Annotated in this window: 17 protein-coding genes; 1 reads left to right on the top strand and 16 read right to left on the bottom strand. The window is 74.6% G+C overall.

Features of this window, described 5'->3' with window-relative positions; genetic code table 11:
- The first annotated feature begins 56 nt into the window (after positions 1-56).
- On the top strand, positions 57-1,061 hold the full coding sequence (locus ACUW6W_RS00255) for a CPBP family intramembrane glutamic endopeptidase (protein ID WP_044658601.1): 1,005 nt from the start codon (positions 57-59) through the stop codon (positions 1,059-1,061).
- Here ACUW6W_RS00255 and ACUW6W_RS00250 read toward each other — a convergent pair.
- The 16 genes from ACUW6W_RS00250 to dxr all read right to left on the bottom strand — a co-directional run bounded on the left by ACUW6W_RS00250 (position 1,039) and on the right by dxr (position 17,793).
- The gene (locus ACUW6W_RS00250; protein ID WP_060974128.1) at positions 1,039-1,881 is read right to left on the bottom strand and encodes a class I SAM-dependent methyltransferase; all 843 of its coding nucleotides are present in this window, start codon (positions 1,879-1,881) and stop codon (positions 1,039-1,041) included. The two genes, ACUW6W_RS00255 and ACUW6W_RS00250, sit on opposite strands and share 23 nt — an antisense overlap.
- On the bottom strand, positions 1,878-2,855 hold the full coding sequence (locus ACUW6W_RS00245) for a bifunctional riboflavin kinase/FAD synthetase (RefSeq protein ID WP_036314988.1): 978 nt from the start codon (positions 2,853-2,855) through the stop codon (positions 1,878-1,880). Before ACUW6W_RS00245 ends, ACUW6W_RS00250 begins: the two co-directional genes overlap by 4 nt.
- Positions 2,855-3,286 carry a hypothetical protein gene (locus ACUW6W_RS00240; protein ID WP_036314984.1) on the bottom strand — a complete coding sequence of 144 codons (432 nt, stop codon included), beginning with the start codon at positions 3,284-3,286 and terminating at the stop codon, positions 2,855-2,857. The genes ACUW6W_RS00245 and ACUW6W_RS00240 overlap by 1 nt, the downstream gene beginning before the upstream one ends.
- Positions 3,287-3,297: 11 nt before the next feature.
- A complete protein-coding gene (locus ACUW6W_RS00235) occupies positions 3,298-3,666 on the bottom strand; it encodes a hypothetical protein (RefSeq protein WP_002855305.1) in 369 nt (122 codons plus the stop codon).
- Complete coding sequence (gene truB, locus ACUW6W_RS00230) at positions 3,663-4,628, bottom strand: tRNA pseudouridine(55) synthase TruB (protein WP_078026112.1); 966 nt, start codon at positions 4,626-4,628, stop codon at positions 3,663-3,665. Before truB ends, ACUW6W_RS00235 begins: the two co-directional genes overlap by 4 nt.
- A 13-nt stretch (positions 4,629-4,641) precedes the next feature.
- Positions 4,642-5,094, bottom strand: coding sequence for a 30S ribosome-binding factor RbfA (rbfA, locus tag ACUW6W_RS00225; protein WP_036314977.1), 453 nt, complete (start codon positions 5,092-5,094; stop codon positions 4,642-4,644).
- A gap of 80 nt (positions 5,095-5,174) precedes the next feature.
- The gene (gene infB, locus ACUW6W_RS00220; RefSeq protein ID WP_113913939.1) at positions 5,175-7,976 is read right to left on the bottom strand and encodes a translation initiation factor IF-2; all 2,802 of its coding nucleotides are present in this window, start codon (positions 7,974-7,976) and stop codon (positions 5,175-5,177) included.
- A 191-nt stretch (positions 7,977-8,167) separates the two neighbouring features.
- The gene (locus ACUW6W_RS00215) at positions 8,168-8,467 is read right to left on the bottom strand and encodes a YlxR family protein (RefSeq protein WP_223247521.1); all 300 of its coding nucleotides are present in this window, start codon (positions 8,465-8,467) and stop codon (positions 8,168-8,170) included.
- 84 nt (positions 8,468-8,551) lie between these two features.
- Complete coding sequence (gene nusA / locus ACUW6W_RS00210) at positions 8,552-9,538, bottom strand: transcription termination factor NusA (protein ID WP_036314069.1); 987 nt, start codon at positions 9,536-9,538, stop codon at positions 8,552-8,554.
- Position 9,539: 1 nt separating this feature from the next.
- Entirely contained in the window at positions 9,540-10,127 is a 588-nt protein-coding gene (locus ACUW6W_RS00205) for a ribosome maturation factor RimP (RefSeq protein WP_036314068.1), read from the bottom strand.
- Between the two features lie 130 nt (positions 10,128-10,257).
- Complete coding sequence (locus ACUW6W_RS00200; protein WP_169577818.1) at positions 10,258-11,007, bottom strand: sulfite exporter TauE/SafE family protein; 750 nt, start codon at positions 11,005-11,007, stop codon at positions 10,258-10,260.
- 43 nt (positions 11,008-11,050) lie between these two features.
- Entirely contained in the window at positions 11,051-12,877 is a 1,827-nt protein-coding gene (locus ACUW6W_RS00195; protein ID WP_049147992.1) for a proline--tRNA ligase, read from the bottom strand.
- A gap of 119 nt (positions 12,878-12,996) precedes the next feature.
- On the bottom strand, positions 12,997-13,929 hold the full coding sequence (locus ACUW6W_RS00190) for a GNAT family N-acetyltransferase (protein WP_061866742.1): 933 nt from the start codon (positions 13,927-13,929) through the stop codon (positions 12,997-12,999).
- Complete coding sequence (ispG, locus tag ACUW6W_RS00185) at positions 13,904-15,088, bottom strand: flavodoxin-dependent (E)-4-hydroxy-3-methylbut-2-enyl-diphosphate synthase (protein ID WP_061866731.1); 1,185 nt, start codon at positions 15,086-15,088, stop codon at positions 13,904-13,906. Before ispG ends, ACUW6W_RS00190 begins: the two co-directional genes overlap by 26 nt.
- Before the next feature lie 105 nt (positions 15,089-15,193).
- On the bottom strand, positions 15,194-16,561 hold the full coding sequence (locus ACUW6W_RS00180) for a M50 family metallopeptidase (RefSeq protein WP_061866732.1): 1,368 nt from the start codon (positions 16,559-16,561) through the stop codon (positions 15,194-15,196).
- Entirely contained in the window at positions 16,558-17,793 is a 1,236-nt protein-coding gene (dxr, locus tag ACUW6W_RS00175) for a 1-deoxy-D-xylulose-5-phosphate reductoisomerase (RefSeq protein WP_336647012.1), read from the bottom strand. Before dxr ends, ACUW6W_RS00180 begins: the two co-directional genes overlap by 4 nt.
- Positions 17,794-17,800: the final 7 nt, after the last annotated feature.

Here is a 17,800-nt window from a genome sequence, read left to right as displayed (position 1 = left end):
CCGCGGACTGCAGGGAGGCCGAGGGTCGAGTCTACCGCATCGCCTACCCTGGCCCGGTGAGCACCCCACCGGTCCCCCACTCCCCGGCCCCGTCGTCGTTCCCCCTCCGGCCGCCCGCGCCGCCCCTGGATCTGCCGCTGATCGGCCACGGCTACCCCGCGCTGCTGCGCACGCCGCGGGCCCGATGGTGGAACCCGCTCGCGTCCTTCGGCCTCGTGCTGGCCGGCCTGGTGGGCCTCCTCGTGCTCGGGGGCGTGCTGGGCGCTCTCGCCCTGATCGCCACGTCCGGGCCCGCGCTGCTCGGCGCGGCCGACCCGACGGACGTGACCGACCTCGACCTGTACTCCGCGCCCATGGTGCTGCTGAACAACCTCCTGCTCGCCGCGCTGATCGGGGTCGCGCTGCTGGCCGTGGCGCTGGGCCACCCCGTCGCCGCCCGCTTCGTCCACTCGGTCGAGGGCCGCGTGCGCTGGCGCTGGCTGGCGCGCTGCGTCGTCGTGCTGACGCCGCTGTTCCTCGCCTACGTGCTGGGCGCGTGGGCCCTCGACGGCGCCCCCACGGCCCCGCGCGCGCAGGACTGGGTCTGGCTGCTCGTCATGGCGTTCGTGCTCACCCCGTTCCAGGCCGCGGGCGAGGAGTACCTGTTCCGCGGGTGGCTGCTGCTGGCCGTCGGCACGTGGATCCGCCGGCCGGTCGTGGCCGCCGCGGTCACCGCGGTGCTCTCGGCGGCGACCTTCTCGCTCGCCCACGGCTCGCTCGACCCGTGGATCCTGCTGGACCTCGCCGCGTTCGCCGTCGCCGCCGTCCTGCTCACGTGGCGCACGGGCGGGCTCGAGGCCGCCGTCGCCCTCCACGTGGTCAACAACGTGGTGATCATCGCCGTCGGCACGCTCGTGGGCACCGTCGAGGACAGCTACGTGGGCGCGGAGACCGCCGGCTCCCCGGCGGCCACGCTGCTCTCGGTGGCGGTGGTCGCGGTGGCCACGGCGCTGCTGCTCTGGCAGGCGCGGCGGGCCGGGATCGCCCGGACGGTCCCGGTCACCGTGGGCGCCCGCCCCTGACCGGCGCCGCCCACCAGGCCACCGTCACGTAGGGCACCTGCAGGACCGCGTCCGCCGCATGGCCCAGGTGCTCGTGCAGGTACCAGTCGAGGTTGGCCGTCATCCGGGACCGGATCCGCTCGTCCGCGCGCAGCCAGTACGAGCGCGAGGCCATGAGTCCGTGCAGCCCCGCCGCGGTCATGGGCTGCGTCCACGCCCAGCGCGCGTGCTCCTCCGCCCCGAACGGGGCGGCGAACCGGCGCTGCTCCGGCCGGGCGGCGTGCACGTCCCCGGCGTGCATGATCCGGGTGAGACGGTGCACCCACGGCACCGCCGTGTCGAGCTGGTTCCACACCGCGGCCAGGCGCCCACCCGGGCGCAGCACCCGTGCGGCCTCCGCGCTCGCCGCGGCCGGGTCCATCCAGTGCCATGCCTGGGCCGCCACCACGGCGTCGGCGCTCGCCGCCGGCAGGCCCGTGGCCTCGCCCGTGCCCGGCACGGCGCGCACCCGCCCGCCCGTGCCGGCCGCGACCTCGCGTTCCAGGACGGCGCGCATCGACGCCGACGGCTCGAGGGCCGTCACCGTCCGCACCCGGTCCGCCGGGCGGGCCGCGAGCAGCCGGGTGAACAGTCCCGTCCCGGCCCCGAGCTCCACCACCTCCGCGCCGTCGGCGATGCCCGCCAGGACGCGGTCCACCACGGCGGCCGGGTAGGAGGGGCGGACGGCGTCGTAGTGCTCCCCGCCGGTCTCGAAGGGGTTGGGCCCGGCCCGACGGGCCCGGGCCGGGCGCCCCGGCAGGTTCGGCACAGCGGGGGGAGCGCCCGGCTCCGGGGCGCTCACCGGTCGGAGGGGGTCGTGGCCAGGATCGCCCGGGCCTCGTCCACGTCCTGCGTGATCTGCGCCACGAGCTTCTCGACGCCCTCGTAGGCGACCATCCCGCGCAGCCGGGCCACGAACTCGACCTCGATGTGCTGGCCGTACAGGTCGAAGTCCTCCACCCGCTCGTCATGGCGGTCGATCACGTGCGCCTCCACCACGCGGGAGACGTCCTCGAACGTGGGGTTCGAGCCGATGGAGATCGCGGCCGGCCACACGCCGCCGTGCGCGTCGTGCACCCAACCGGCGTAGACGCCGTCGGCCGGGATCATGCCCTGCACATCCGTCTCGAGGTTCGCCGTGGGGAAGCCGAGCTCGCGGCCGCGCGCGAACCCGTGCACCACCTCGCCGGCGAGCACGTGGTGCCGGCCGAGCACGGCCGCGGCCTGAGCGACGTCGCCCGCGGCCAGGGCCTCGCGCACCCACGTCGAGGAGCAACGGCGCTCCGGCTCGGCCCCGTGCTCGGCGGGGAACTCCTCGACGGCCTCGACCTCGAAGCCGTAGCGGGCCCCCAGGCGCACCATCTCCGCGACGTCGCCGGTGTTGCCCCGGCCGAAGCGCACGTCGTGCCCCACGACCACGACGGCGGCATGCAGCCCGTGCACGAGCATGCCGCGGACGAACTCCTCCGGGGACTGGTCCGCGAACTCGAGGGTGTACCGCTGCAGGAGCACCGCGTCCAGACCCGCCTCCTCCAGGAGGACGACCCGCTGCTCGGGGCTGATGATGTCCACGTGGGGCACCTCGGGCTGGTGCACGGCGCGCGGGTGCGGGGTGAAGGTCACGGCCACGGCCAGGGCGTCGCGGGCCCGCGCCAGCTCGACGACCCGGCGCAGCACCTCCCGGTGGCCGCGGTGCACGCCGTCGAAGTTGCCCAGGGTGACCACGGTGCGCGGCAGGTCCGTGGGGACCTCGTCCAGGCTGTTCCAGACCCGCATCAGAGCGCCCCCGCCTCGGCCGGGCGGGCGGGGCGGTGCGTCAGCAGCCAGATCAGGCCGACCACCGGCAGCACGAGCGGCACATAGCCGTAGCCCGCGCCGAACCGGGACCACACGGTGTCGTGGGCGAACATCCCCGGATCCAGGACGGTCCACAGGCCCACGCCCACCACGCCGGCCAGCTCCACGAGCACGGCGCCCAGCGCCACGGCCCAGGCGCGCGCGCCGGAGCGGGCGAGCGCGAACGTCGCCACGATGTACACGACCGCCGCGACCGCGGAGAGCGTGTACGCCACGGGGGCGGCGTCGAACTGCGTGAGGATCTGGAAGAGGCTGCGCGCGCTCGCGGAGAGGGCGAACACCGCGTAGACCATGACGATGATCCGGCCGAGACCCTGGTTGCGCGCGGGGGCGCCGTCGCTGGGTGCCATGTCCATCCTCCTCACCACTGCCCGAACCAGATGACCTGCATGCGATGCAGCATCACGGCGATCGTGGGCCCGACCACGGCCAGCACGAGGTTGGACCACCGGGTCTTGTCCGTGACGGCCCAGCCCACGGCGATCACCGGCACGATCAGGGCGGTGAGGATGTAGCCCCAGAACTCCCAGCCGGGGCCGTTCAGGGTGTCCCCGCCGAGCTGGCGGACGGCGGCGGCCGCCGCATAGACGAGCGTGAACAGCTCGACGGCGGCCACCGAGAGGATCGAGGCGTCCGCGGGGTGGCGGCGGATCGCCGTCATCACCACGCAGACGACGAACGAGACGGCACCGATCACCAGTCCCGTCCAGAACCAGGCGTCGAGGATCATGCGGTCCTTCCCTGTCCCGGCCCCTCGGCCGGGGCGAACACGAGCTGGGGCTTGGCGACGTCGGCGCCGCGGCGGCGCACGTCGGAGACGAGGGCGATGACGCGGCCGTCCGGCGCGCGCCCGGCGACGAGCGTCTCACCCGTGCCGGTGGGCGCCACGACCCGCCCGAAGGCGAGCTCGTGGGCCTCGTGCTCCGTCAGCTCGCGCACCGGGAAGAGCCCGGCGGCGGCCTCGGAGAGCTCGGTCATCGCGAACCGCTCCGCGAGGGCCTCGAGCGAGAGCGCGTCGGCCACGTCGAACGGGCCGACGGCGGTGCGGCGCAGCGCCGTCAGGTGACCGCCGGTCTCGAGGGCCTCGCCCAGGTCGCGGGCGAGCGCCCGGATGTAGGTCCCGGAGGAGCAGCGCACGGTGACGTCGAGGTCGACCAGCCGGCCGCCGTCGAGCCGGCGCAGCTCGTGCACCGTGAACTCGTGCACGGTGACGGGGCGGGCGTCGAGGGTGACGTCCTCTCCCGCGCGGACGCGATCGTAGGCGCGCCGGCCCGCCACCTTGACGGCGGAGACGGCCGAGGGCGCCTGCAGGATCTCGCCCGTGAGGGCGGCGACCTGCTCGGCCACGCGCTCGGGCGTGACGGCGTTGGCCAGCCGGGTCTGCACGACCTCGCCCTCCGCGTCGTCCGTGACGGTCGACTGCCCGAGCCGGATCGTGGCCGTGTACGTCTTGTCCGTGCCCGTGATGGCGGTCAGCAGGCGCGTGGCCTTGTTGACGCCGACCACGAGCAGGCCCGTGGCCATGGGGTCCAGGGTGCCGGCGTGGCCCACCTTGCGGGTGCCCGCCAGCCGGCGGACCCGCCCGACGACGTCGTGCGAGGTCCACCCCTGCGGCTTGTCCACGAGGACGACCCCCGACGCCTCCGTTCCCGGCGCGTCGGGGGCCTGTCCCCCGGTGCTGCGTGCGCTCACCGTGCCGCGGGCCTCAGGCGCGCGGGGCGTCGTCGGCGTCGGCGTCCGGCTCCGCGGTGCGGTACGGGTCCGCGTCACCGGCGTACGACGCGCCCTCGCGCGCCTTCGCCAGCTCGGCGTCCCGCTCCTTGGCCGCACGGAGGACGTCCTCCAGGTGTGCGGCCGCCTCGGGGACGGTGTCCGCCACGAACTCGAGGGTGGGCACCAGGCGGATGGTGAGCCCGCGGCCCACCTCGCGGCGCAGGATGCCGCGGTTGTCCTGGATGCCCTCGTGGGCGGCGGCCACCGTGGCCTCGTCGCCCAGGACGGTGTAGTAGACGGTGGCGTGCTGCAGGTCGTTGGTCACGCGGACCTCCGTCACGGTGACGGGCTCCACGCGATCGTCCTTGACGCCGCGGCGCAGCGCCTCGGCCACGAGGACCTTGATGCGCTGGGCCAGACGGCCGGCGCGTGCCGGATCGGCCATGGTGCGGTTCCTTCCGGTGGTGATGGTTCAGAGGGTGGGACGCGGAGGGCGGGGGCCCGTGCGGGCCCCCGCCCCGGCCGTCAGACGCGCGGCTTCTCCTGCATCTCGAAGGTCTCGATCACGTCGCCCTCCTTGATGTCGTTGAAGCTGCCCAGGCCGATGCCGCACTCGTAGCCCTCGCGGACCTCCGTGGCGTCGTCCTTGAAGCGGCGCAGCGACTCGATCTTGAGGTGATCGGAGACCACCACGCCGTCGCGCACCAGGCGGGCCTGGGCGTTGCGGCGGATGAGGCCCGAGCGCACGAGCGAACCGGCGATGTTGCCCCACTTGGAGGAGCGGAACACCTCGCGGACCTCGGCCGAGCCGAGCTCGACCTCCTCGTACTCCGGCTTCAGCATGCCCTTGAGCGCGTTCTCGATGTCGTCGATCGCGTCGTAGATCACGCTGTAGAAGCGCATGTCCACGCCCTCACGGTCGGCCAGGTCGGCGACCCGCTCGGCGGGGCGCACGTTGAACCCGATGATGATGGCGTTGTCCACGGTCGCCAGGTTCACGTCATTCTGCGTGATGGCGCCGACGCCGCGGTGGATGACGCGCAGCTGCACCTCGTCCTCGCCGACCTCGATCTTGAGCAGCGAGTCCTCGAGCGCCTCGACGGCACCGGACGCGTCGCCCTTGATGATGAGGTTGAGCGTGTCCAGCTTGCCCTCGGCCACGGCCTGGTCGAAGTCCTCCAGGGTGATGCGCTTGCGGCGCTTGGCCAGCTGGGCGTTGCGGTCCGCGGCCTCGCGCTTCTCCGCGATCTGGCGGGCGGTGCGCTCGTCGTCGGTGACGAGGAACGAGTCGCCGGCACGCGGCACCGCGGACAGGCCGAGCACCTGGACGGGACGCGACGGATCGGCCGCCTCCACGGCGTTGCCGTTCTCGTCGAACATGGCGCGCACACGGCCGTGGGCGGAGCCCACCACCATGGTGTCGCCCACGCGCAGCGTGCCGGTCTGCACCAGCACGGTGACGACGGCGCCGCGGCCCTTGTCGAGGTTGGCCTCGATGGCCACGCCTCGGGCGGCCTTGTGCGGGTTCGCCGTGAGCTCGAGGGCGGCGTCCGCGGTGAGCAGGATCGCCTCGAGCAGCTGGTCGATGTTGATGTTGTTGCGCGCGGAGACGTCCACGAACATCGTGTCGCCGCCGTACTCCTCGGGCACGAGGCCGTACTCGGTGAGCTGACCGCGGATCTTGTCCGGGGCGGCGGTGTCCTTGTCGATCTTGTTGACCGCCACCACGATCGGCACGCCGGCCGACTGGGCGTGGTTGAGCGCCTCGACGGTCTGCGGCATGACGCCGTCGTCGGCCGCCACCACCAGCACGGCGATGTCGGTGACCTTCGCACCGCGGGCACGCATGGCGGTGAACGCCTCGTGACCCGGGGTGTCGATGAAGGTGAGGCGACGCTGCTCGCCCTCGTGCTCCACGGGCACCTGGTAGGCGCCGATGTGCTGCGTGATGCCGCCGGCCTCGCCCTCGATGACGTTCGAGGAGCGGATGGCGTCCAGCAGACGCGTCTTGCCGTGGTCCACGTGGCCCATGACGGTGACGACCGCGGGGCGCGGCTCGAGGTCGGCCTCGTCCTCGTTGGCCGCCTCGGCCTCGAGGTCGATGTCGAAGGCCTCCAGCAGCTCCTTGTCCTCGTCCTCCGGGGACACGATCTGGACCTTGTAGCCCAGCTCGTCGCCGAGCAGCTGGAAGGTCTCCTCGTCGAGGGACTGGTTGGCCGAGGCCATCTCGCCGAGGGTGAAGAGCACCTTCACCAGGTCGGCGACGTCGGCGCGGATCTTCTCGGCGAAGTCGGCCAGGGACGCGCCGCGGCGCAGGCGCAGAACGGTGGTGCCGTCACCCTTGGGGACCTTGACGCCGCCGATCTCACGCGTGTGCTGCTGCTCGAACTCCTGGCGCTTCGCGCGCTTCGACTTGCGTCCCCTGCGCGGGCCGCCGCCGCGCCCGAAGGCGCCCTGGGCGTTGCCGCGACCGCCACGGCCGCCCGGGCCGCCGGGACGACCCGGACCGCCACCGGGGCCGCCGCCCGGACGGCCACGGCCGCGGGCCGGCTGCGGGGCCGGGGTGATCTGCTTGGGCATCATGCCCGGGTTCGGACGCGGCCCACCGGGGCGGGGACCGCCGGCGCCCGCGGCCGGGCGCGGACCGCCCGGACGGGGACCGCCGGCACCGGCCGGCGGACGGGGGCCGCCCGGACGAGGCGCGCGGTCCTCACGACCGGAGCGCATGCCCTGCGAGGGGGCGAACGGGTTGTTGCCCGGACGCGGAGCACCGCCACGGCCGCCCGGGCGGGCGCCCGGGCGAGGCCCGGCGGAGCCGCCCTTGGGGCTGAACGGGTTGTTGCCGGGACGCGGGGCGCCCGGCTTGGGCGCGGAGGCACCCGGCTTGGGCGCGGCGGCGCCCGGCTTCGGCACGGCCGACCCCGGCGTGGCCGGCGGCTGCGGGGCCTTCGGCTCGGCCGGGGCGGCCGGCGTCGGTGCGGCGGGGCCGGGGGTCGGGGCGGCGCCCGGCTTGGGCGCGGCGGTGCGGCCCGCGGCGGGACCGGGCGCCGGGGCGCCGGCATTCGACGTGGGGGCCGCGGCGCGCGGCGACGGGGCGGCCGCCGGCTTCGGCGCGGCGGAACGGCCCGGGGCGGCGGGCGTGGAACCGGGCTTGGCGGCGGACTTGCCGGCACCCGGGTAGGCGTTGCGCAGCTTCTTGACCACCGGGGGCTCGATGGTGGACGAAGCCGAGCTGACGAACTCGCCGAGGTCCTTGAGCGTGCTCAAGGCCTCCTTCGAGGTGATGCCGAGCTCCTTGGCGAGCTCATGGACGCGGACCTTGGCCACGGTTCTCCTGTTCTGGCCCCACGGGCCGGAACGGAGCCGCTCGGGCTGTCCGTCTCAGCGCGTCCTGGGACCGTTGACGTTGCTCCAGGCCGTCGCGCGCGCCACCAGGGCACGCGCACCACGGCCTGCCTGATAGCAGGGGGTGAAGTTCATCGCTGGGCACTCATGCTTCAGTGCTCATCGGGTACGCATCAGATCTCTGACCCGCCTTCATCTGTCGGTCTGTCAGCCGGTGCCTCCGCGGTGCGGCCCAGCGCGTCGGCGTCGACGGCGGACCGGAAGGCCCGCCCGAACGCGCGGCGGCGCAGGGCGAGGAGGAGGCAGTCCTCGCCGGGATGCAGCCACGCACCCCGGCCGGGACGGCGTCGTTCCGGGTCCCAGACGACGGATGGGGGTTCCGTCGAGGAGTCCAGGGCGACGCGCACCAGCTCTTGCTGGTCCGCCCTCGATCGGCATCCGATGCAGGTGCGCACGACCGTCCGAGACGTCATGCGTTCACCCCTCACGGGCGTCGGATCGAGAAAGGACCTCATCCATCCTAGCGCGTCCGGGCCCGGATCTGTTCCCGGGGACGGTCAGCGGCCCGGGGCGGAGGTGGTGACCCCGTCGCCGACGATGTCGATCCGCCAGCCCGTGAGCTTGGCCGCGAGGCGGGCGTTCTGGCCCTCCTTGCCGATGGCCAGGGACAGCTGGTACTCCGGCACCACGGCGCGGGCCGAGTGCTGGTCCGCGTCGAGGATCTCCACCGAGACGGTCGTGGCGGGCGAGAGGGCGTTGGCGATCATCGCGGCGGGGTCGTCCACGTGGTCGACGATGTCGATCTTCTCGTCGTTGAGCTCCGTCATGACGGCGCGCACGCGGCTGCCCATCTCCCCGATGGAGGCGCCCTTGGCGTTCACCCCGGGGCGGGTGGCGCGCACGGCCATCTTGGTGCGGTGGCCGGCCTCGCGGGCCAGCGCCGTGATCTCGACCGAGCCGTCCGCGATCTCCGGGACCTCGAGCTCGAAGAGCTTGCGCACGAGGCCGGGGTGCGAGCGGGACACCGTGACGGACGGGCCCTTGGCGCCGCGCGTCGCGGAGACCACGTAGGCGCGGATCCGGCGGCCGTGGGCGTAGTCCTCGCCGGGCACCTGCTCGGGCGGCGGGAGGACGGCCTCGAGGGTGCCGAGGTTCACCTGGACCATGTGGCGGTTCAGGCCCTGCTGGATGACGCCGGAGACGAGCTCGCCCTCCTTGTCCTTGAACTCGCCGAGGACCTTGTCGTCGTCCTCCTCGCGCATGCGCTGGATCATCACCTGGCGCGCCGTGGAGGCGGCCACCCGGCCGAAGCCGTTCGGGGTGTCGTCGAACTCGCCGATGGGCGTGTCGTCCTCGTCCAGCTCCGTGGCCCACACGGTGACGTGGCCGGTCGCGCGGTCGATCTCCACGCGGGCGCGCTTCAGGGCCCCCGGGGTGCGGTGGTACGCCATGAGCAGGGCCTGCTCGATGGTGGGGATGAGGCGGTCCATCGGGATCTCCCGCTCCGCCTCCAGCATGCGCAGCGCGCTCATGTCGATGTCCAACTCATGCCTCCGTGTGCTCGGCCGTGTCCTCGCCCGCGGCGGCGTCGGCGTCGCCGGCCTGCTGAGCGGGGCTCCACTCTACCTGCACGATCGCCGGACCGAGGCGGTCGAGGGCGACCCGCTCGGCGGGCAGCTCCTTGGCCTTCATGCCCTTCTTCGCGGGCGGGCGCACCACGGCCAGCTCGACGTCGTCGTCCGTCACGTCCTTCAGGCGGGCGGTCACGGGCGCGGCGCCGTCGACCGAGACCTCGACGAGACGGCCGACGTTGCGGGCGAAGTGGCGGGGCTCGGTGAGCGGGCGGTCCACGCCCGCGGTGGTGACCTCCAGCAGGTACTCCCCCGCGCCGACGCCGGGCACGTGGTCGCCCAGGGCGTCGAGGGCGGCGGAGACCCGGCCGGAGAGGCGGGCGACGTCGTCCAGGCTCAGGCCCTGGGTGCCCGAGGCGCGGTCGAGGACCACCTCGACGGTGCGGTGCTCGGCGGTGCCCGTGGCGCGCACCTGCTCCACCACCACGTCGTCGGCCGCCAGGGCCTCCTCGACGCGGGTGCGCAGCTCGGCGAGGTCGTCGCGGCGGTCGGTGCTGTCCATGGGGTGCCTCACTCGTCGGGTCGGGGCCGCCGCGCCACGCGGGCGGGGGCCGGGGTCGGGATCCGGGGCCGAGCCTACCGGCGGCCCACGGCGGGGCCGAGTGCTCCCGACCGGGTTGGACGGGGCGAGCTCAGCGCAGCAGCGGGGCGAGGGTGTCCGCGCCGACCTTAACGATGAGCGCGGTCACCACCATGAGGTACACCACGCGGATGAAGCCGGTGCCGCGGGCGATCGCCATGCGGGCCCCCACGTAGCCGCCCATGAGGTTGGCCGCGCCGAGCAGCAGCCCCAGGCCCAGCACCGCGTGCCCCGAGGGCACGAAGTACGCGAGCGCGCCGAGGTTGGTCGCGAGGTTGACCACCTTCGCCTGTGCCGAGGCGTGCAGGAAGTCGAACTTGAGCAGCAGGACCAGCCCCAGGATGAGGAACGTGCCCGTGCCGGGGCCGAGGACGCCGTCGTAGAAGCCCACCGCCGCGCCGAGCGCCACGGCCCGGGCCAGCGCGGTGCTCCGCCGCGGCCCCACGCCGGCGACCTGTCCGAGGCCCGGGCGCACGGCCGTGAACACGGCGACGGCGATCAACGCCGCCAGGATCACGGGCCGGATCACGCCGGCCGGCAGATGCGCGGCGACCACGGCCCCGCCCAGGGCCGCCGCGAAGGCGACGGCGGCCATCGGCAGTGCGGTGGACAGATCCTGCCGCAGGCGCCGCCGGTAGGTGAGCGCCGACGTCGCCGTGCCGAACACCGAGCCGAGCTTGTTGGTGGCCAGGGCCTGGATCGGGCTCAGCCCGGGCACGAGCAGCAGGGCCGGCAGCTGCAGGAGCCCGCCCCCGCCCACGACGGCGTCGATCCAGCCCGCCGCGAAGCCCGCGGCGAGCACGAGGACGAGCAGCCCGGCGGTCAGCTCGACGGCGCCGAACCACTCAGCGCCCGTCGCGCACTTCCGCGAGCACCGCCGCGACGGCCCCGTCCACGGGCACGGGGCGCGCCTCGCCGGTGGCACGGTCCTTGAGCTCGAGCTCGCCGTCCGCCAGGCCGCGGCCGATCACCACGGTGGTGGGCACGCCGATGAGCTCGGCGTCCTTGAACTTCACGCCGGGGCTGACCTTCGGACGGTCGTCCACGAGCACGGTCAGGCCCTCGGCCTCGAGGCCCGCGGCGAGGGTCTCGGCGGCGGCGAGGCCGTCCTCGCCCTTCGTGGCGACGACGACGTGCACGTCCGCCGGGGCCACCGCGCGCGGCCACGCCAGGCCCTTGTCGTCGTGGTAGCGCTCGGCGATCGCGGCGACGGCGCGCGTGATGCCGATGCCGTAGGAGCCCATGGTCACCACGACCTGCTTGCCGTGGACGTCGAGGACCTTCAGGTCGAGGGCCTCGGCGTACTTGCGGCCGAGCTGGAAGATGTGGCCCATCTCCATGCCGCGGCGGGTGTGCAGCGGGCCGGAGCCGTCCGGGGCCTGGTCGCCCTCGCGCACCGCGGTGGCCTCGAGCACGCCGTCCCACGTGAAGTCGCGGCCGGCCACGAGGCCGAACACGTGGCGCTGGTCCGCGTTCGCGCCGGTGATCCACGCGGTGCCGGGGGCGATGCGCGGGTCCACGAAGAAGGGCAGGCCCGAGACGGAGCCCTCCGCGCCGAGGACCGGGGTGCCCTCGACCGCGTCGGCCGCCGCGGGGCCGATGTAGCCCTTGACCAGGGCGGGGTGCGCGGCCAGGTCCGCGGCGGTCGCGGCCTCGAGCGTGGGCTCGCCGACCACGCCGAGCGCCGGGCCCACGGAGGCCTCGAGACGCTTGAGGTCCACCTCACGGTCGCCGGGCACGCCCACGACGAACGGGCGGCGCTCGCCGCCGTCCACCACCGCGGTGACCACGACGCACTTGAGCGTGTCCGCGGCGGTCCACGGCTCGCCGTCGCGCGGGGCCAGCTGGTTGGCGACGTCCACGAGCGCGGCGATGGTGGTGGAGACCGGGGTGTCCTTGACCTCGGCGGCGGGCAGGACCGCCATGGCTGCCTCGTCCAGCGGGGCGGGGGCCACCGTGGTGACGGCCTCGACGTTGGCGCGGTAGCCGCCGTCGGACTCGACGAAGGTGTCCTCGCCCACCTCGGTGGGGTGCAGGAACTCCTCGGAGCGGGAGCCGCCCATCGCACCGGAGGTGGCCCGCACCGGCACGACCTCGAGGCCGAGGCGGTCGAAGATCCGCAGGTAGGCGGCCCGGTGGGCCTCGTACGCGGCGTCCAGGCCGGCGTCGTCCACCGTGAAGGAGTAGGAGTCCTTCATGATGAACTCGCGCCCGCGCAGCAGGCCGGCGCGCGGGCGGGCCTCGTCCCGGTACTTGGTCTGGATCTGGTACAGGTACGCGGGCAGGTCCTTGTACGAGGAGTACAGGTCCTTCACCAGGAGCGTGAACATCTCCTCGTGTGTGGGGGCCAGGAGGTAGTCGTTGCCCCTGCGGTCCTGCAGGCGGAACAGCCCGTCGCCGTACTCATCCCAGCGCCCCGTGGCCTCGTAGGGCTCCCGCGGCAGCAGCGCCGGGAAGTGCACCTCCTGGGCGCCGATCGCGTCCATCTCCTCGCGCACGATCCGCTCCACCTTGGCCAGCACCTTGAGGCCCAGCGGCAGCCACGAGTAGATGCCCGGGGCCGCGCGACGGATGTAGCCGGCACGGACGAGGAGCCTGTGGCTCGCCACCTCGGCCTCCGCCGGGTCGTCGCGCAGGGTGCGCAGGAACAGGGTGGACATGCGCAGGGGCATGACGGGGCCTCCTCGGACGGGCTCGCGCGGTCGGGGCGGCGCGCGGGACGGGACGACGCCGGCACGGGGTGCCCGGCGTCCTGACCGCCGATCCTATCGCCCGCGCAGGGCCCGCCGGGTCAGTACAGGACGGTCGCGAACGTGCCGCGCCGCTCGAACCCCACGCGCTCGTACGTGCGCAGCGCGGGGGTGTTGTACGCGTTGACATAGAGGCTGACCACGGGCGCCTGGAGTCGCACGTAGTCCACGACGGCGGCCATCGCCGACGCCGCCAGTCCTCGGCCGCGCGCGGCGGGGGCCATCCACACGCCCTGGATCTGGGCGCACCGGGAGGAGAGCAGCCCGATGTCCGCCTTGAAGCGCAGCGGGCCGCCCGCGTCGCGCGGTCCCGGGTCGATGAAGACGCGTCCGGTGTGGATCAGCCGCTCGACGCGGTCCCGGTACTGGGCCGCGCCCCCGGCGAATGGGGAGAAGCCGAGCTCCTCCTCGAACATCGCCGCGCTGGCCGGCAGGACGCGCGCGAAGTCGTGTGGCTGCGCCTGCACCACGTGCGGGTTCGGGTCGATCCCCCCGGCCGTGCCCAGCACGAGCAGCGGCTGGTCGGGGCGCACGGACCGGGACCGGTGGCCCGCGGCGGCGAGGGCCTCGCCGGCGGCCAGCACGGGACCGGCCGGGCCGTAGATCGACCCGTACCGGCGGCGCAGCGCGGCGGCCGCCGCGCCGAGCGCCTCCGCGTCGCCCGGCGCCCAGCCGGCGTCCGGGGCCTCGGACGCGGCGACCGGCACCACGTTCGAGCCGATCCAGACGGCCGCGCGCAGCGCGCCGGCGCCCGGGGCGTCGTCGTCGATCCCGAGGAACAGGGTGCCCGCCGCTCCCCCGCGCGGGCCGGCCAGGCGGCCCGCCTCGAGCAGGGAGTCCACGAACACGTTGGACACGGGGGCGCGGGCGGACAGGGCCGCGAGCGCGGCGGTGTCCGCGTCGGTCAGCAGGCGGACGCGGTCACCCGTGGCGGCCCGGACCTCCCGGTCAGTGGACGGAGACCACCGGGGCACCGGCGGCAGCCTGGTCACCGCCGTCCTCCCCCAGGTCCATCTCGCCGGCGATCCGGTTGGCCTCCTCGATGAGGGTCTCCACGATCTGGTCCTCGGGCACGGTGCGGATGACCTCGCCCTTGACGAAGATCTGGCCCTTGCCGTTGCCGGAGGCGACGCCGAGGTCGGCCTCGCGGGCCTCGCCCGGCCCGTTGACGACGCAGCCCATGACGGCCACCCGCAGCGGGACCTCGAGGTCCTGGAGGCCCTCGGTGACCTGCTCGGCCAGCGTGTACACGTCCACCTGGGCGCGGCCGCACGAGGGGCAGGAGACGATCTCGAGCTTGCGCTCACGCAGGTTCAGGGACTGCAGGATCTGCAGGCCCACCTTGACCTCCTCGACCGGCGGCGCGGAGAGGGAGACGCGGATGGTGTCACCGATGCCCTGGCCGAGCAGGTAGCCGAAGGCGGTGGCGGACTTGATGGTGCCCTGGAAGGCCGGGCCGGCCTCGGTGACCCCGAGGTGCAGCGGCCAGTCACCCTGCTCGGCGAGCAGCTCGTAGGCGCGGGCCATGATCACCGGGTCGTTGTGCTTGACGGAGATCTTGAAGTCCTTGAAGCCGTGCTCCTCGAAGAGGGAGGCCTCCCAGACGGCGGACTCGACGAGGGCCTCCGGGGTGGCCTTGCCGTACTTCTGCAGCAGGCGCGGGTCCAGGGAGCCGGCGTTGACGCCGATGCGGAGGGAGGTGCCGTGGTCCGAGGCGGCCTGCGCGATCTCCTTGACCTTGTCGTCGAACTTCTTGATGTTGCCCGGGTTCACGCGCACGGCGCCGCAGCCGGCCTCGATCGCCGCGAACACGTACTTCGGCTGGAAGTGGATGTCCGCGATCACGGGGATGGTGGACTGCTGGGCGATGACCTTGAGGGCCTCGGCGTCCTTGTCCGTGGGGCAGGCCACGCGGACGATGTCGCAGCCGGCGGCCGTGAGCTCGGCGATCTGCTGCAGGGTCGCGCCGATGTCGTGCGTCTTGGTGGTGGTCATCGACTGCACCGAGACGGGGTGCTGCGAGCCGACGCCCACCGAGCCCACCTGGATCTGCCGGGTGGTGCGGCGCGGGGCCAGCACGGGCGGCGGGGCGGACGGCATTCCAAGGCTGACGGGCACGGGGGCGCTCCTCATGGGTTCTCGGGGTCGACGGCGCGGGGCCGCCGGGTTCTCCGGTCCATCCTAGGCGCGCGGGCGCCCCGGGGCGCGGGGCGACCGCCCACGGCGAACGGGCCGGGCTCAGAACAGCCGGACCGGCTCCACGATGTCCGCCACGATCAGGATGACGCCCATGAGCAGCATCGCCGCGCCCACCGCGTAGGTCAGCGGCAGCATGCGGGCCAGGTCGAACGGCCCCGGGTCCGGGCGGCCCGTGATCCGGGCCCAACCGCGGCGCACCGCCTCCCACAGGGCGCCGGCCACGTGGCCGCCGTCGAGCGGGAGCAGCGGGATGAGGTTGAACACCATGAGCGCCACGTTCACGCCCGCCAGCAGGGACAGCAGCAGGGCGGCCTTGTCCGTCAGCGTGGCCTCCTCGAGCGCCGCCGCCTCCCCGGCGATCCGGCCGACTCCCACCACGGACATCGGGCCGTCCGGGTCGCGCTCGGCCGGGGTCACCACGGCGACGGCGGTGTCCCACAGCCGCTGCGGCAGCACGAGGACGACGTCGACGACGCCCCGCACCTGCTGGGCCACGAGCGGGCCGGCGTCGAGCGGGGTGCCGCGGACCGTCTCGAGCTGCGCGCCCATGCCGATGAACCCGACCTCGTGGGTCGCCACGGTCCCGTCCGGGGCCCGCTCGGGCCGGCCCAGCGCGTCCGTCACGGGCCGTTCCGTCAGGCGCGGGGTCAGGGTGGCGCTCATCCGCTCGCCGTCGCGCTCCCACTCGATCCGGGTGGGCTGTCCGGCGCGGTCCCGGATCGCGGCGGAGAGGGCGTCCCAGTCGGAGACCGGCCGCCCGTCGAAGGCGAGCACGGTGTCGCCGGGGCGCAGTCCCGCCTCGTGGGCGGGCGCGGCGGGATCGCCCGGGCGGCAGTCCTCTGTCCCGCCGGAGGCGGCGCGGGCCTGCTGCTCCTGCATCGTGACCACGCACCGGTAGACCTCGGCGACGGTGGTGCTGGGCTGCGAGGTGCCCACCGTGGTGACCAGCAGGGCGGTGGCGCCCAGCGCGATGAGCAGGTTCATGAACGGCCCGCCGAGCATGATCACCACCCGCTTCCACACCGGCAGGGCGAGGAAGCGGCGGTGCTCGTCGCCGGGGCGGACCTCCTCGGCGGCCTGGGCCCGCGCGTCGTCGGCCATGCGGCCCAGCTGCTGGACGAAGCCCGTGGACGCCGCGCGGGGCGTCTGCCCGGGCCGCGGCGGGGGCAGCATCCCGATCATCGCGACGTAGCCGCCCAGCGGCACGGCCTTGAACCCGTACTCCGTCTCGCCGCGGCGCCACGAGACGAGCGTCGGGCCGAAGCCGATCATGTACTGCGTGACGCGCACGCCGAAGAGCTTGGCCGGGACGAGGTGGCCGATCTCGTGCAGGGCGATCGAGACCGCCAGGCCCAGCGCGACCGCGAGGACGCCCGCGACGTACCAGAGGATCTCCACGACGGTCACCAGCGGGCCCGCGCCGCACGGCGCGCCCAGGCCTCGGCGGCGAGCACGGCATCCACGGTGAGCCCCGTCGGCGCGGGGTCGTGGCCGGCCGCGGCGAGCACGTGCTCGGGGGCATAGTCGGCGACGACGGCGCGGACCGTGTCCACGATCCCGTCGAAGGGCAGGGCGCCGGCGTGGAAGGCGTCCACGGACTCCTCGTTGGCGGCGTTGAACACGGCCATGTGGGTGGGCGAGGCGGCCGCCGCCTCCTTCGCGGCCCGTACCGCGGGGAAGGCCTCCTCGTCGAGGGGCTCGAACGTCCAGGTGGCCGCCCGCGTCCAGTCGCAGGCCGGGGCCGCGCCCGAGAGACGGCGCGGCCAGCACAGCCCCAGGGCGATGGGCAGGCGCATGTCCGGCGGGGAGGCCTGGGCGAGCGTGGACCCGTCGACGAACTCGACCATCGAGTGGACCACGGACTGCGGGTGGACCACGACGTCGATCCGGTCCAGGGGCACGTCGAACAGCAGGTGGGCCTCGATCACCTCGAGGGCCTTGTTCACGAGGGAGGCGGAGTTGGTGGTGACGACGCGGCCCATGTCCCACGTGGGGTGGGCGAGGGCCTGGGCGGGCGTGACGGCGTGCAGGGCGGCGCGGTCCAGGCCGCGGAACGGCCCGCCCGAGGCCGTGAGCACGAGGCGGCGGACCTCGTCCGCCGTGCCCCCGCGCAGCGCCTGCGCGAGCGCGGAGTGCTCGGAGTCCACCGGCACGAGCTGGCCCGGCGCCGCGGCCGCCTTCACGAGGGCCCCGCCGACGATGAGCGACTCCTTGTTGGCCAGGGCCAGGCGGTGGCCGGCGTGCAGGGCGGCGAGGGTGGGCCGCAGGCCGATCGAGCCCGTGATCCCGTTGAGCACGGTGTCGGCGCCGGGCCACGCGGCGATCTGCTCGGCGGCGCACGGGCCGGTGAACAGCACGGGTCGGGGGGACGGGCGCCCGAGGCGGGCGGCGGCGTCGGCGAGGGCGACGCGCAGCTCCTCCTCCCCCGCCGCGGCGGAGCCCACCGCCTCGACCTCGAAGCGCACGGCCTGCTCGGCCAGCAGGGTCGTGTTCGCCCCGCCCGCGAGCGCGACGGCCCGGAGCCGGGTGGGGTCCTGGGCGATCACGTCGAGGCCCTGGGTGCCGATCGAGCCCGTGGAGCCGATCAGGGCGACGGCGCGCGGGGCGCCGTCGTCGTCCGCCGGGGCGGGGGCGGGCAGCGTGTAG

The organism is Micrococcus sp. 093350064-1 (assembly GCF_053627955.1).
Note: the sequence above shows the minus strand (reverse complement) of the source record. Positions and strands in the feature narration are given on the sequence as shown.

Bases quoted from the DNA above. Each gene is read 5' to 3' on its own strand.
- ACUW6W_RS00240 (WP_036314984.1), bottom strand. From the start codon at position 3,286: ATGGCACCCAGCGACGGCGCCCCCGCGCGCAACCAGGGTCTCGGCCGG.
- ispG (WP_061866731.1), bottom strand. From the start codon at position 15,088: ATGAGGAGCGCCCCCGTGCCCGTCAGCCTTGGAATGCCGTCCGCCCCG.
- ACUW6W_RS00205 (WP_036314068.1), bottom strand. From the start codon at position 10,127: ATGGACAGCACCGACCGCCGCGACGACCTCGCCGAGCTGCGCACCCGC.
- ACUW6W_RS00245 (WP_036314988.1), bottom strand. From the start codon at position 2,855: ATGCGGGTCTGGAACAGCCTGGACGAGGTCCCCACGGACCTGCCGCGC.
- ACUW6W_RS00235 (WP_002855305.1), bottom strand. From the start codon at position 3,666: ATGATCCTCGACGCCTGGTTCTGGACGGGACTGGTGATCGGTGCCGTC.
- rbfA (WP_036314977.1), bottom strand. From the start codon at position 5,094: ATGGCCGATCCGGCACGCGCCGGCCGTCTGGCCCAGCGCATCAAGGTC.
- ACUW6W_RS00215 (WP_223247521.1), bottom strand. From the start codon at position 8,467: ATGACGTCTCGGACGGTCGTGCGCACCTGCATCGGATGCCGATCGAGG.
- ACUW6W_RS00195 (WP_049147992.1), bottom strand. From the start codon at position 12,877: ATGCCCCTGCGCATGTCCACCCTGTTCCTGCGCACCCTGCGCGACGAC.